The sequence below is a fragment of the Enterobacter sp. CPE_E1241 genome (assembly GCF_045618265.1).
GTDB lineage: Bacteria > Pseudomonadota > Gammaproteobacteria > Enterobacterales > Enterobacteriaceae > Enterobacter > Enterobacter adelaidei.
Map to the genome: position 1 here is coordinate 3725952 of NZ_JBIWYV010000001.1, position 12281 is coordinate 3738232.

Sequence of the window (12281 nt, forward strand, 5' to 3'; positions counted from 1 at the left end):
CCTCTTTAAGAATGTGACTCCCAGTATAAAGCATTCCCTGCGGCCTGATGCCCTCACCCCAACCCTCTCCCACCGGGAGAGGGCGAAATGCACGTCAACCCACAACGCCCCAAACGAGGTTGCCATTATGGAACGTCGCGGTGCGCGGGGAAATACGCGCTACGGCTTCGGCGGAGCAGGAGGCGTCCACCAGCACAAAGCTGGCGTCGTCCTGCGCTTTCGGCCACACGCGCTCGCCTTTGTCGTTCAGCGGCAGCACGTCGCCGGTGGCGATACCGAGCGCGCGGGAGAGCGTCTGCTCGTTTGGTCGAATATAAAGCTGAGCGTACAGGTTGGCTTTTTCCAGCATGTCCCCCAGGCCATACGGAGACCAGTGGTCGATTACGCTGTCGGTACCCGTCATCACAAACACGCCTTTATCCCGCAACTGCTTTAGCGGCATATGTAGAGTGCCAATCGGCACGGTAGAGGCGATGGTTACCTGCTGTGCTGCCATGCGGGTGGCGATCTCATCCACCTGCTGTTCGTTGAGCGTGGCCAGCGCGAAAGCATGGCTGATGGTCAGTTTGCCCTTCAGCTCTGGCGTTTTCTCCACGGTTTCCACCATGTAATTCACCGCTGCCACACCCGCCGGGCTGGTTTCGTGCAGGTGAATGTCCACTCCTTTGTCGTAGTCCAGCGCAATCTGGAACATGGTGTCGAGGGATTTCTCCATCGCGCCATCCACGTTGGTGGGATCGAGTCCACCCACGTAGTGCGCGCCGGCCTGCATCGCCTCACGCATCAGTTTTTCAGAGTTCGATAGCAGCAGGCCGTGCTGCGGGAAGGCGACGATTTCGCAGTCGAAACCGGGTTTACGGCGCGCCAGTACCGCCTGTAAATTTTCCAGGTTTTTCAGGCCGGAAACCGGCTCAATATTGCAGTGGCTGCGGGCGATGGTAGACCCTTTGGACTGGAGCAGGTCGATCAGCTTTTCGGCGCGTTCTTGCGTGTAGGGCTGTAATTCCGGCAGCAGCTTCTGCTCCAGGCGGATCATATCCTGAATGGTGGTGCCCGCCGGGCGGTTCAGGGAGCGCCACGGGCCGCCATAGAAGGTTTTATCGAGATGGATGTGCATGTCGCGCATCGCCGGCAGCATCAGTTTACTGCCCGCATCGTAGTGCGGCAGCGTGGCATCAGCGTGGCTTTTGTTATCCCGCAGGGTGACGATCTTCCCGTCTTTAATCTCCAGCGTTTTCAGCTCGGTGCGGGTGCTGGTCGCCACGCCGCCGTCGAAATTGAACCCGGCTTCCAGCAGGACGTTATCCAGATAATAGTGTTTTGCGGTGATGCTCATCGGTTTGCCCGTCTCGCAGGTTGGCTTCGCAGTATCCGCAGCATACGCGACAGATCCGGTCGCACCAAACAGTGCGCAGGCGGTGACCATTTTGCCGCTCTGGCTGATAAACTCGCGTCGGCTTTTGTTTTCACTCATCTTATCTTCCTTCATTAACAATATGGGTGCCGGTTTCACCGCGCAGCGCCGCAGGCAGGCTGTCCGGCGAGGTGATGATCACCCGCTTGCCGCCGTGGTTTAAAAATTCCAGCGAGGCGATGATTTTGGGCAGCATGCTGCCCGCCGGGAAATGGCCTTCATCCATATACCGCGACATTTGCGCCACGTTGACGGTGTCCAGCGCCTGCTGATTTGGCTTGCCGAAGTTGATACACACTTTTTCCACGCCGGTGGTGATCGCCAGCACATCAGCGCGGATCTCACGTGCCAGCAATGCGGTGGAGAGATCCTTATCAATCACCGCATCGACGCTCTGGTAATCACCTTCAGGTGTGCGAACCACCGGAATACCGCCGCCGCCCGCGCCAATCACCACAAAACCTTTCTGCGTCAGCGTCTTGATGGCATCGGCTTCGACAATCCGCAATGGCTGTGGAGACGCCACTACGCGGCGATAACCCCGGCCAGAGTCCTCAACAAAATGCCAGTCCGGGTGGGCGAGTTGCAGCTCATCGCGCTGCACTTCACTAAAGAACGCGCCGATGGGTTTAGTGGGATGGGTGAAGCCCGGATCATTTTTATCCACCTCCACCTGAGTAACGACCGTGACCGCTTTTTGCTCCCCGCGTGCGGCAAGGCGGTTATTTAACGCCTGCTGGATCAGGTAACCAATACCGCCCTGCGTATCTGCCACACAGTTCGCCAGCGGAGTCAGCGGCAGCCCTTCCCGCTCGTGGGCGATTTCGGCGCGGCGCAGATCCAGCCCCACCTGGGGGCCGTTTCCGTGCGTGAGCACAATGTCGTAGTCGGATGCCAGCATCTCCAGCACCGACTCTGCCACCGCTTTGACCGCCAGCGCCTGGTGTTCAATCGACTGGCTGGCGTTATCTTTGATAATGCTGTTGCCGCCGATGGCGACGACCATAAGCTCTTTCATACGTGTTCCTTCGCAACAGTAATTTCAGCGCTCGCCGCTTCCCGGCTATCAAGGAAATGTTTCACCACAAACATGCCGCCCATCATCAGATACGCCGTGACAAACATCAGCGAACTGCCTTCGGCAAAGCCCACCACCGGGGCGTGGATCACCCCAAACAGTGCCAGCAACGCACCGACAGCCGCCGCAACGGCACCGCGCAGCGGTTTATTGATGATGGCGAAGATGGCGATACAACCCCACAGCATGCTGGCAAGCTGTGCGCCATTCCCCAGATGCACCAGCCCTTCGTAGTAGATGCCTTTGCTGTGCAGCACATCGGTACCGATTTTCGCCGCACTGGTGCCCGCCGCCCCCATCACGCTGTTCATCATGGTCAGCGCCCAGTTGGCGATCCACGGGAACAGACAGATGAAGATCACGGGCACTTCCACTTTGGGGGTTTCTCTCACCACCTGGTTGGCGGTCACCACGCCGATAAACACCAGAATCGGCACGATGGCGGTCATCGGAATGATGGCGAGCATAAACGCCCCCAGCCCGAACAGCGGCACGATGAACATGGTCACACCCGACGCCAGCGTATAGCCAATGCTGGCTCCCATCGCTTTCCAGCCCGCATGGCCAACATAGACCGTCACGGGGAACGGGTTACCCATCAGGCAGCCAAGCATTGATGCCAGACCATTTGCCAGCATCACTTTGCGGGTTGGGTATTCATCCCCTGCTGCGTGAGCACTCTCAATGTTTTCCAGGTCAAAGATGTAGTTTGCCAGCCCCAGAGGAACCGCCGAGGCAAGGTACGGCAGCGCGTGCGGCAGGCCCTGCATAAAGCCTTCGATATGCACGGACGGCGGGTTAAAGCCGAACGATGACATCGACGCCTTGATCGCTTCCGGGCTTTGCAGGCCAGAGATCCACGCCAGGGCCGTACCGGCAACCAAAAGCAACAGCCCTGTCGGGATGCGGGCGAAGATCGGCTTTTTGCCAAACCAGTTGATGAAGATCAGCAGCAGCACGATGAATGACACCGTTGGCGCCTCAAACGCCTGCAGCATCGGGTTCATCGCCAGCAGCAGCAACCCTAAACCAGACAGGCACGACAGCAGCACGGTACGCGGGATCATCTTGCGGATGGTTTCTCCTAAAAATGAACCACCCGCCAGGATCATCGCTTCCACGAAGCACCACACCAGACCGATCTGGATGGCAAATTCCGCATCACCGGTCTGCTGATAAACCGGCATTAATACCAGGAAGGTCACGGTAAAAATCGACGGCGCGCTCGGGCCGGACGGCAGCGCAGTGACGTCAGTACGCCCGGTCTGGCGTGCCATCTGCAGGCCAAACCACGCATAGCAGACGCTCGCTACCAGTACCGCCAGCCCGAAGGCTGGCGCGATGCGTCCATAAACAATCTCCTTCGGGATGCCGACGACAAAAATGAGCAACCCCATCATGGTCAGCAAATTGGTTAGGTTGTTGGTCATGAGCCCGAAATAGGCCGCCCAGTCACCTCTTTTCCACTCCAGTTTCATGTTTTTCATGGATGCATGCCTTATAAAAAGTAGCGATCGCGGAAGGTCAACAGCGCCTTTTCAAAACAGCTAAACGGCGGGTGAACAATGCCCGCCCCAATCATGCCGATTCCGGCGTCCTTGTGGGCAATCGCGGTGTTGATCACCGGCAGAATGCCGCTGCCCGCCACTCTGGTGATGTCGATGGCAGTAGGAATGCCCATAAACGACAGCAGCGGAATGGTGACATTCGGGTTTTCACCAAGGGTGATTTCGCGCATCTGGCGAGAGAAGTCGATGGCTTCCTCAACCGTACCGCCCACCAGCGCCACAATCGCCGGGGCGGTTGCCATCGCAAAGCCGCCAATGCCGTAGGTTTCGGTGATGGCGCTGTCGCCGATATCCAGCCCGGAGTCTTCCGGTTTGTAGCCCGCGAACATCGGGCCAATGACCTGCTGCGCCGGGCCGGTAAACCATTGTCCGGGCAGGCCGGAAATACGCAGGCCGAATTCATAGCCGTTACGCGCCATGGTGGTCACTACGGTGCTGTATTCAATGCCGTGAGCGGCGTCCAGCGCGGCTTTACACATCGCCATCCACGTCGGGCCGGAGAAGTAGTCGCTGCTGGCAACAAACTCAAAGACCTCGCGCTGCTGCTCTACCGGGTAGCCCGCCTGAATCAACCCCGGCGTCAGCGCCTGGATCAGCAGCGTGGTGCCCGCGTTGTTGCGGTTGTGGCACTCGTCGCCCATGTGCAGTGCCTGCGCCAGCATTAAGCGCAGATCGATTTCACCGATGATGTTCATGGCGTCGCGCAGCATCGGCCCAAGCACGTCGCGCATCCAGTTCAGGCGGTCAATCACGCTCTGATCATTCGCGCCCATACGCAGAATTTTCGCCATCTGCTCGCTTAAGTTGGTGAACGCGCGGTTGCCGTAGGTTTTGTTTTCGACGATGTGCATGAACATTGAGGCAGAAGTGACGCCCGCCATGGAGCCTACACAGTCGTGTTCGTGGCACGGCGAGAAGGTGATTTCTCCGGAAGCCGCCACGCGTTCGGCGTCGCGGATATCTTTTGCCAACCCTTCAAACACCAGCGCGCCGGTAACAGCACCTTTCATCGCGCCACACATGTTTTCCCACGTCACCGGTGGACCAGCATGCAAAATAGTGGTGCGGGTCATGCCTGGCACGACGTTGATCGCCTGGTCGTAACCCACCAGCACCGGATGGGACTGAATAATGCGCTCAAGGGCGAGGGTGTTGGCCGCGGCAATTTTTTCCGCCAGTGGTTTACTCGCCAGCTGGTCCAGCGCTTCCACCACCTGCATATTGCCCTGCCCCGGCGGTGTCCAGTCGAGTTGGGTGACGGGCACGTGCTGTTTTTTGAGGTCGTCACTGAACATCGCAATACCAACGTTAATCACGTTCAGCGGCTGGTTAAATAAAGTCGTCATTATGCTTTCTCCCCTTTGCAGACAAATTCACGCGCCAGTAATCCGGTATTGGTGCTGCTGCTGGCCCAAATCACACCTGCATCGGTCAGAAGCTGGCACTGCTGCACCAGCGACTGTGGATCCTGGTCAGTGCCCAGCACGTAGCCCAGAATTTCCAGCGGTCGGTTGTCAGCTTTCGCAATTGCCTGCGCCTCGTTAATGGCGTCGAGCATCACCCCTACCGGATCGTCGTGTGCGCCAAAGCCCAGCACGAAGTCCATAACGATCACCCCCACCTCCGGATCGCGCGCTTCCTGCAACAGGCGGCTGATGCGGTTGGTTGGGTCGATCATCGGGTGCGGTTTGCCGTTAGTGAAGTCGTCGTCACCAAAGTCGAGGAAGGTATGGGCTTTACTGACGTTGATGTCGCTCAGGCGTTTTGTTGGATCCGGCTGAATGTTGCTGTAGACGTTGTCGAATTTCTCCAGCGCGGCAAACATGGCTTCATCGCACAGCGTGCCGCCGCAGAACAGCCCGCGAATGTACTTCTGCTGTGGAGTCAGACGGGCACGCACCTCTTCGATCAGCGGCCAGTTGAGCGGGTGCAGATCAAGTGACTCTTTTTTGATGCCGGTGAGCAGGACAGCTTTCAGGGCGGCTTCTTTAGTGCCGCGGGCAAACTGCAGCCCGTCTTCATCGGTAGGTGGTTCATTGCGGCCCAGGAAACAGACAACCACAGGCTTACGGCAGGCGCGCGCGCGGGCCAACACCTTTTCAGCGACCGCTGGTGCAGGCGGTTTGGAGATAAGTGCAATCACCTGCGTGGCGTCGTCCGCCTCCAGCATCTCGATGGCGTCGAGCATCATCAGGCCGCCGATTTTCTCGCTGAGATCGCGCCCTCCGGTGCCAATCAACTGTGACACGCCGCCGCCGAATTCGTGAATGCGCACGCTCAGCTCCTGGCTGCCGGTACCGGAGGCGCCGACAATACCAATCGGTCCGCGGCGCACCGCGTTGGCAAAGCACAGCCCCGCGCCGTTGATAATGGCGGTGCCGCAGTCCGGCCCCATCATCAGCAGCCCTTTCTGGTGCGCCAGTTGCTTCAGCGCCAGCTCGTCGTCGAGCGATACGTTATCGGAGAAGAGCATCACGTTGAGATCGTTTTCCAGCGCCTGACGCGCTTCGCGAGCGGCGAAGGTGCCGTTGACGGAAATCACAGCAAGGTTGCTGTCCGGGCGATGGGTTTTGGCGCTGGCAATCGTCGCATAGCGCGCTTCATGGGATCCCGCGCTCTCTTTACGCGTGAACAGCGCTTCAATGGCTGCCAGCGTGTCTTCATTTGCCGCATCGCCTTTAATCACGATCATCAGGTCGCCGTTTTTGGCCTCATTTAATTCCGGCGTTAATAATCCGAGATTTTTTAAGACGCCTTTGTTCATCTCCGTTGCCATGGCCACAAAGGCCTGCTCAACGCCCGGCAATTTATTGGCTTTGGTCGAAACGGACATTAATGAAACCGAATCGAAGTAGGTATTCTTTTTTATGACGATTTTCGTTGGCATTATTTTCTCCTGAAAGAGGATAAAAGCGGGCCGCCGTCGTGCAAAATGCACGCCGGTAAAATGCTTAATGTCAGGGTTGCCAGCCGGCTAAGGCTGGCCGGATAGGTTACGCGCCCGCCGCCAGCAGCAGGTCAGCGATTGCGGTGAAACCTTTTTCTCGCGCCAGTTCGAGCGGCGTTTTTCCGTATTTATCGGTCATGTGCGGGTTCGCGCCGTGATTCAGCAGCAGCTTTACAATTTCCTGCTGCTTCGCGCCGCCGTCATTTAAAACGATGGCTTCCAGCAGCGGTGTCCAGCCAACAAAGTTGGTGTGGTTAACGTTAATATCGGTTTTCTCCAGTAATTCGCGCACTATTTCCACGTGCCCTTTTTCACTGGCGGGTGTAATACCCACGCCACCGAAACGCGTCAGACGGTCGAGATCCGGATTTGCCGGAAGGACGATGCGCAGCAGGGTTAAATCGTTCGTCAGGCAGCTAATCAGGAAGGGGTTAAAACAGGTCTGGTCTTGTTTATCAATATCCGCGCCAGCGGCAATTAATAACTCCACACAAGAATAATGCTTTTTCAGGCTGGCAATAATAACCGCGGTTCTTTTCTGACGGTTGGTGGCGTTAATATCCACGCCTTTCTCCAGGCAGGCTTTTAGCGCATCGCTATTGCCCTCTTCTGCCGCCAGCAGAAATTCAGTAACGAGTTCAGTTCCAGACATATTCAGACTCCCGATGTTTTTATTTCTGTTGACCTGAGAATAGCAACAGCCTGGTCATAAAAGAATCCGCTTAAAAATGATTCATCGACAGTCAATTCATTATTGAGTTAAATTCAACAATTCAGCCAAAACGTGCGGCCGTGCAATCTTTTCCTTATGTTTTCGCGCTTTTTAACGCGTAAGGCTGCATTCTGCTTATGCCTGACAAAGCCTTGCTATGCGCGACTTGCAGTAAAAATTCAGAACTGTGATCGGCTTCAAATGCGTTGTAACAACGCTGTTAAAATATGTTCAAAACTGATGGCTCACAGGAGCAGTGATATGAATTCTATCTTTACCGAAGAGAACCTGCTGGCCTTTACCACCGCCGCACGCTTCGGCAGTTTCAGCAAGGCCGCTACCGAGCTGGGTGTCACCACCTCGGCCATCAGTTACACCATCAAGCGGATGGAGACCGGCTTAGACGTTGTGCTTTTTGTGCGCAACACGCGCAGCATTGAGTTGACCGAGTCCGGCTTTTACTTTTATCGCAAAGCCACCGATCTGTTGAATGATTTTTATGCCATCAAACGCGGGATAGACACCATTTCTCAGGGTATTGAAGCGCGAGTACGCATCTGTATCAACCAGCTTTTATACACCCCACGCCATACCGCGCGGCTGCTGCAGGTGTTGAAAAAGCAGTTTCCCACCTGCCAGATAACCGTGACGACCGAGGTGTATAACGGCGTCTGGGACTCCATCATCAACAACCAGGCCAATATTGCCATTGGCGCGCCGGACACGCTGCTCGACGGCGGTGGCATTGATTACACCGAGATTGGCGCTATCCGCTGGGTATTCGCCATCGCGCCGGAACATCCGCTGGCCTTCGTCCCGGAACCAATAGCAGAGAGCCAGCTACGCCTGTATCCCAACATCATGGTGGAAGATACCGCCCATACCATTAACAAAAAGGTCGGCTGGTTGCTGCACGGGCAGGAGGCGATTCTGGTGCCGGATTTCAACACCAAATGTCAGTGTCAGATCCTGGGGGAAGGGATCGGTTTCTTGCCCGAGTATATGGCCCGCGAGGCGGTGGAAGAAGGCTTGTTAGTCACCCGGCGCATTAATAATCCACGTCAGGACTCACGCATGCTGCTCGCCACGCAGCATGCGGCGACCGGCCAGGTCACGCGCTGGATCAAACAACAATTTGGCCCTGCGGGGGTGCTGACCCACATCTATAGCGATCTCTTGTGGCGCGAAGCAATAAATTATTTTAGCATTTGCTTAATTAAGTAAACTCTAAACTATTATGACTGAACTCGAACAACTTCAGGCCAGCGCTGAGCAGGCCGCAGGACTCTTAAAAGCGATGAGCAACCCGCGTCGGCTGCTGATCCTCTGCACGCTGTGCGGTGCTCCCGGCACCAGCGCGGGGGAGCTGGCTCGCGCAACGGGACTTAGCCCCTCCGCCACGTCGCAGCATCTGGCGCGTATGCGTGAAGAAGGGCTTATCGACAGCAGCCGCGAAGCGCAGCGCATTCTCTATTTCATTAAAAACGATGCTGTACATCAGCTTATCAGCACCCTGAAAACCCTTTATTGCCCGTAAGGAGCCGCCATGTCACTTCCTCTTCTATCACCGCAGCAGGCCAAAGCGCGCGTTGCCGAAGGTGCAAAACTGATTGATATTCGTGATGCCGATGAGTATGCCCGCGAGCATATTCCGGCTGCACAGTCCATACCGCTGGACACCTTACCCGGCGGACTGACTACACGGGCGGGTGAAACCGTGATTTTTCACTGTCAGTCCGGCGCCCGGACGTCCGGAAATGCTGACCGCCTTGCACAGGCTGCTGCCCCCGCTCAGGCATTTGTCGTCGAAGGTGGCATTCAGGGCTGGAAGCAGGCTGGACTTCTGACTGTCGAGGACAAATCGCAGCCGCTCCCGCTGATGCGTCAGGTGCAAATTGCCGCCGGGCTGTTGATTCTCTGTGGCGTGGTGCTGGGCTATAGCGTCTCAAGCAGCTTTTTCCTGCTCAGCGGTTTTGTGGGGGCCGGGCTGCTCTTCGCAGGTCTGACAGGTTTTTGCGGTATGGCACGACTGCTGAAAGTGATGCCATGGAACCGGCGTACCTCATAAGCAGTAATCCGTGAATTACACTGTACCCGGCAGCGCGCGTGGGCTAAGGTGAAGTTCACTAAAACGATGAGGAGGTAATATGTTTTCTGTCGGTGATTATGTGCAACCGCGTAAAGGCGGTCCGAAACTGAAAGTCATTGAAGTTGAGGGTGACAGCGTTGTGGCGGTACAGGCCAGCAATGAACAAGGCGAGAAATATACCCTGAAAGCCAGCGATCTGGCTCTGTATACCGAAGACGGTGATTTCGGCGTCTGCTGAACAGACAACCGGACGGAGTGATCCGTCCGGCTCACGGATTAGATCAGAAAATCATCCAGTGATTTACCGTTTGCCAGCGCACTGGCAATTGGCTTCGGCGTACGGCCCTGGCCAGTCCACGTTTTTTCTTCACCGTTCTGGTCAATAAAACGATATTTTGCTTCACGCGCTTTACGTTTTTTCGCCGTCTTTCCTGCCTGCGCCAGATCTGAACCTAACAGGTCAGTCGGTGAAATACCATCGGCTTTCATCCGTTCCAGCAGAGCGTTAATTTTTTCCTGCTGCTCAGTACGCTGCTGCTCTAATTCCGCCAGTTCACTACGTTTCTCTTCAGCAACGACCCTGACCTTTTCCAGCATTTCCTCAAGAACGTCCAGGGATAATTCACGCGCCATGGCGCGCAGAGTTCGGATATTATTAAGATTCTGTAACGTCAAAGACATATTATTTGGAAACCTTTTCTTTGGGGTAAATAGATAAATCACAGTCAGAATAATTCATTTCTGTCTAAATATCTACCCACAGGACTTTCCTGACAATAGTGTAAATATCTTTAAATATCGACAATAATAATATTCGCGCACAACCCCAGCACCGACAGAAATGGTCAACGTTAAGCCAAATTACAGCATACTGTTCCAAAAAAGCCCCTCCTGGCACCACCCTTCAAACCAACAGAATCAACTATCTGATTTTTATAAAAAAATACCCCACAAAGACACAATATAACGAACCGAACAAAAAACAATCAATTTTAGAGAATTTTGTGGACAAAACGCGACTAAATAAAAATTATTCACTAGTTGTTAGTTTAAACGCAGAGATATACGCTATACACGTCAAACAAACCAACCTAAAGCACTAATCGCTGCGGGAAAATCGTTTTTATTGTGTTCTTCTCAAGGAGTTCAGACATGTTCTCACCGCAATCACGCCTTCGCCATGCGGTAGCGGATACTTTCGCGATGGTTGTCTACTGTTCTGTCGTGAACATGCTGATTGAAATATTCCTCTCCGGAATGACCTTCGAGCAGTCACTTTCTTCTCGTCTGGTGGCAATCCCGGTCAACATTATTATTGCCTGGCCTTATGGATTATACCGTGATGCGGTCATGCGCCTCGCACGCCGTATCAGCCCTGCAGGCTGGGTCAAAAACTTGGCCGACGTTCTGGCGTATGTGACGTTCCAGTCCCCGGTTTACGTAGCTATTCTGCTGACAGTCGGCGCAGACTGGCACCAGATCGTCGCGGCGGTCAGTTCGAATATTGTGATTTCAATGCTGATGGGTGCGGTGTACGGCTATTTTCTCGACTACTGTCGCCGCCTGTTCAAGGTCAGCCAGTACAATCAGGCCAAAGCGTAATGTGAGGCGACTGGCGCACGCCAGTCGCTGATTTACTGTACGTCGCCAAACAGTCCCTTCAAAAACCGCTCCAGTGCCATACGTGAACTGAAGCCATGCGGAATACCATAATGTTCATGCGTCTCGCCGCCTAAATAGAGCGGAAATTGCTGATAATGATCGCAGGTTTTAATATCCGAGGCTGGCTCAGCAAATGACAAACTTCTGTCTTTCAGTGTCGGGTGAATAATGAGCGCGGTACGTCCCATTCTGGCTTCACGATTAACGTAAACATAATTCTCACCACGGCGATATCCATACGCTTTTGATGTCACCTCATCCATGGTGAATCCCTCTTTTTCAAGAACGCGCGCCACCTCATCAGGTCGTAAATACATATCTTTTCCTCGTTATCTTTTCCTGCCCGGCAACCTTACAGTATTCAGCATTAGCAGGGCTTTCAGAATATTCCATAAACTGCCGGATAACGCGTGATGCACTTCAGATATTACATTTCTGAACTAAACTAAGCGGGAACACAAAATTACGGAGGATCGTATGTTTAACAGAACGAACCGAAACGATATTAACGACGACGCTCAGGATATTCGTAATGATGTCAGCCAATTAGCTGACTCACTGGAAGAGGTATTGAAATCCTGGGGAACTGACGCGAAGGACGAAGCGGATGCCGCAAAACGTAAGGCTCAGTCTCTGCTCCGTGAAACCCGCGCGCGGATGAACGGCCGTTCACGTACGACTCAGGCAGCCTGTGATGCCGTCAGCTGTGCAAGTACCTTTGTTCGCGAAAGACCGCTCTGTACGCTGGGCACAGTAGCCGCCGTCGGTATCTTTGTGGGTGCCCTGCTTAACTTGCGTAAGTAACCCGCCT

The 12281-nt window shown here is 54.8% G+C and carries 14 protein-coding genes; 6 read left to right on the forward strand and 8 right to left on the reverse strand.

The window, feature by feature from the left end; genetic code table 11:
* Positions 1–94: 94 nt before the first annotated feature.
* The 6 genes from ACJ9Y9_RS18210 to ACJ9Y9_RS18235 form a co-directional block, all read right to left on the reverse strand.
* Positions 95–1474, reverse strand: a complete 1380-nt coding sequence (locus ACJ9Y9_RS18210; RefSeq protein ID WP_028016780.1) for an amidohydrolase family protein — start codon at positions 1472–1474, stop codon at positions 95–97.
* A gap of 1 nt (position 1475) precedes the next feature.
* A complete protein-coding gene (locus tag ACJ9Y9_RS18215; protein ID WP_028016781.1) occupies positions 1476–2432 on the reverse strand; it encodes a carbamate kinase family protein in 957 nt (318 codons plus the stop codon).
* The gene (locus ACJ9Y9_RS18220) at positions 2429–3979 is read right to left on the reverse strand and encodes a xanthine permease (RefSeq protein WP_407226216.1); all 1551 of its coding nucleotides are present in this window, start codon (positions 3977–3979) and stop codon (positions 2429–2431) included. Before ACJ9Y9_RS18220 ends, ACJ9Y9_RS18215 begins: the two co-directional genes overlap by 4 nt.
* An 11-nt stretch (positions 3980–3990) precedes the next feature.
* Entirely contained in the window at positions 3991–5406 is a 1416-nt protein-coding gene (locus tag ACJ9Y9_RS18225; RefSeq protein WP_028016783.1) for a DUF1116 domain-containing protein, read from the reverse strand.
* Positions 5406–6947, reverse strand: a complete 1542-nt coding sequence (gene fdrA, locus ACJ9Y9_RS18230; RefSeq protein ID WP_028016784.1) for an acyl-CoA synthetase FdrA — start codon at positions 6945–6947, stop codon at positions 5406–5408. The genes ACJ9Y9_RS18225 and fdrA overlap by 1 nt, the downstream gene beginning before the upstream one ends.
* Before the next feature lie 106 nt (positions 6948–7053).
* Positions 7054–7659 carry an ankyrin repeat domain-containing protein gene (locus tag ACJ9Y9_RS18235; RefSeq protein WP_028016785.1) on the reverse strand — a complete coding sequence of 202 codons (606 nt, stop codon included), beginning with the start codon at positions 7657–7659 and terminating at the stop codon, positions 7054–7056.
* A gap of 321 nt (positions 7660–7980) precedes the next feature.
* Between ACJ9Y9_RS18235 and ACJ9Y9_RS18240 the strand changes: the two genes are divergently transcribed.
* From ACJ9Y9_RS18240 to ACJ9Y9_RS18255, 4 genes are all read left to right on the forward strand, one after another.
* Complete coding sequence (locus tag ACJ9Y9_RS18240; RefSeq protein WP_028016786.1) at positions 7981–8943, forward strand: LysR substrate-binding domain-containing protein; 963 nt, start codon at positions 7981–7983, stop codon at positions 8941–8943.
* A 13-nt stretch (positions 8944–8956) separates the two neighbouring features.
* Positions 8957–9256 (forward strand): helix-turn-helix transcriptional regulator, encoded by a 300-nt coding sequence (locus ACJ9Y9_RS18245; protein WP_028016787.1) that lies wholly within the window; start codon positions 8957–8959, stop codon positions 9254–9256.
* Positions 9257–9265: 9 nt separating this feature from the next.
* A complete protein-coding gene (locus tag ACJ9Y9_RS18250) occupies positions 9266–9787 on the forward strand; it encodes a rhodanese family protein (RefSeq protein ID WP_028016788.1) in 522 nt (173 codons plus the stop codon).
* 79 nt (positions 9788–9866) lie between these two features.
* Complete coding sequence (locus ACJ9Y9_RS18255) at positions 9867–10046, forward strand: hypothetical protein (protein WP_028016789.1); 180 nt, start codon at positions 9867–9869, stop codon at positions 10044–10046.
* 38 nt (positions 10047–10084) lie between these two features.
* Here the strand turns inward: ACJ9Y9_RS18255 and stpA are convergent, their stop codons facing one another.
* On the reverse strand, positions 10085–10489 hold the full coding sequence (stpA, locus tag ACJ9Y9_RS18260) for a DNA-binding protein StpA (RefSeq protein ID WP_028016790.1): 405 nt from the start codon (positions 10487–10489) through the stop codon (positions 10085–10087).
* Between the two features lie 471 nt (positions 10490–10960).
* Between stpA and alaE the strand changes: the two genes are divergently transcribed.
* Positions 10961–11410, forward strand: coding sequence for an L-alanine exporter AlaE (gene alaE / locus ACJ9Y9_RS18265; protein WP_028016791.1), 450 nt, complete (start codon positions 10961–10963; stop codon positions 11408–11410).
* A gap of 32 nt (positions 11411–11442) precedes the next feature.
* On the opposite strand, the gene ACJ9Y9_RS18270 is transcribed toward alaE, so the two are convergent.
* Complete coding sequence (locus tag ACJ9Y9_RS18270; RefSeq protein WP_006811693.1) at positions 11443–11787, reverse strand: DUF2002 family protein; 345 nt, start codon at positions 11785–11787, stop codon at positions 11443–11445.
* A 160-nt stretch (positions 11788–11947) separates the two neighbouring features.
* On the opposite strand from ACJ9Y9_RS18270, the gene ACJ9Y9_RS18275 reads away from it, so the two are divergent.
* Positions 11948–12274 carry a DUF883 domain-containing protein gene (locus ACJ9Y9_RS18275; protein WP_028016792.1) on the forward strand — a complete coding sequence of 109 codons (327 nt, stop codon included), beginning with the start codon at positions 11948–11950 and terminating at the stop codon, positions 12272–12274.
* Positions 12275–12281: the final 7 nt, after the last annotated feature.

Coding starts and splice junctions, on each gene's coding strand:
- ACJ9Y9_RS18270 (WP_006811693.1), bottom strand. CDS start 11,787: ATGTATTTACGACCTGATGAGGTGGCGCGCGTTCTTGAAAAAGAGGGA.
- ACJ9Y9_RS18210 (WP_028016780.1), bottom strand. CDS start 1,474: ATGAGTGAAAACAAAAGCCGACGCGAGTTTATCAGCCAGAGCGGCAAA.
- ACJ9Y9_RS18220 (WP_407226216.1), bottom strand. CDS start 3,979: ATGAAAAACATGAAACTGGAGTGGAAAAGAGGTGACTGGGCGGCCTAT.
- ACJ9Y9_RS18225 (WP_028016783.1), bottom strand. CDS start 5,406: ATGACGACTTTATTTAACCAGCCGCTGAACGTGATTAACGTTGGTATT.
- ACJ9Y9_RS18250 (WP_028016788.1), top strand. CDS start 9,266: ATGTCACTTCCTCTTCTATCACCGCAGCAGGCCAAAGCGCGCGTTGCC.
- ACJ9Y9_RS18215 (WP_028016781.1), bottom strand. CDS start 2,432: ATGAAAGAGCTTATGGTCGTCGCCATCGGCGGCAACAGCATTATCAAA.
- ACJ9Y9_RS18255 (WP_028016789.1), top strand. CDS start 9,867: ATGTTTTCTGTCGGTGATTATGTGCAACCGCGTAAAGGCGGTCCGAAA.
- stpA (WP_028016790.1), bottom strand. CDS start 10,489: ATGTCTTTGACGTTACAGAATCTTAATAATATCCGAACTCTGCGCGCC.
- fdrA (WP_028016784.1), bottom strand. CDS start 6,947: ATGCCAACGAAAATCGTCATAAAAAAGAATACCTACTTCGATTCGGTT.
- ACJ9Y9_RS18245 (WP_028016787.1), top strand. CDS start 8,957: ATGACTGAACTCGAACAACTTCAGGCCAGCGCTGAGCAGGCCGCAGGA.
- ACJ9Y9_RS18275 (WP_028016792.1), top strand. CDS start 11,948: ATGTTTAACAGAACGAACCGAAACGATATTAACGACGACGCTCAGGAT.
- ACJ9Y9_RS18240 (WP_028016786.1), top strand. CDS start 7,981: ATGAATTCTATCTTTACCGAAGAGAACCTGCTGGCCTTTACCACCGCC.
- ACJ9Y9_RS18235 (WP_028016785.1), bottom strand. CDS start 7,659: ATGTCTGGAACTGAACTCGTTACTGAATTTCTGCTGGCGGCAGAAGAG.
- alaE (WP_028016791.1), top strand. CDS start 10,961: ATGTTCTCACCGCAATCACGCCTTCGCCATGCGGTAGCGGATACTTTC.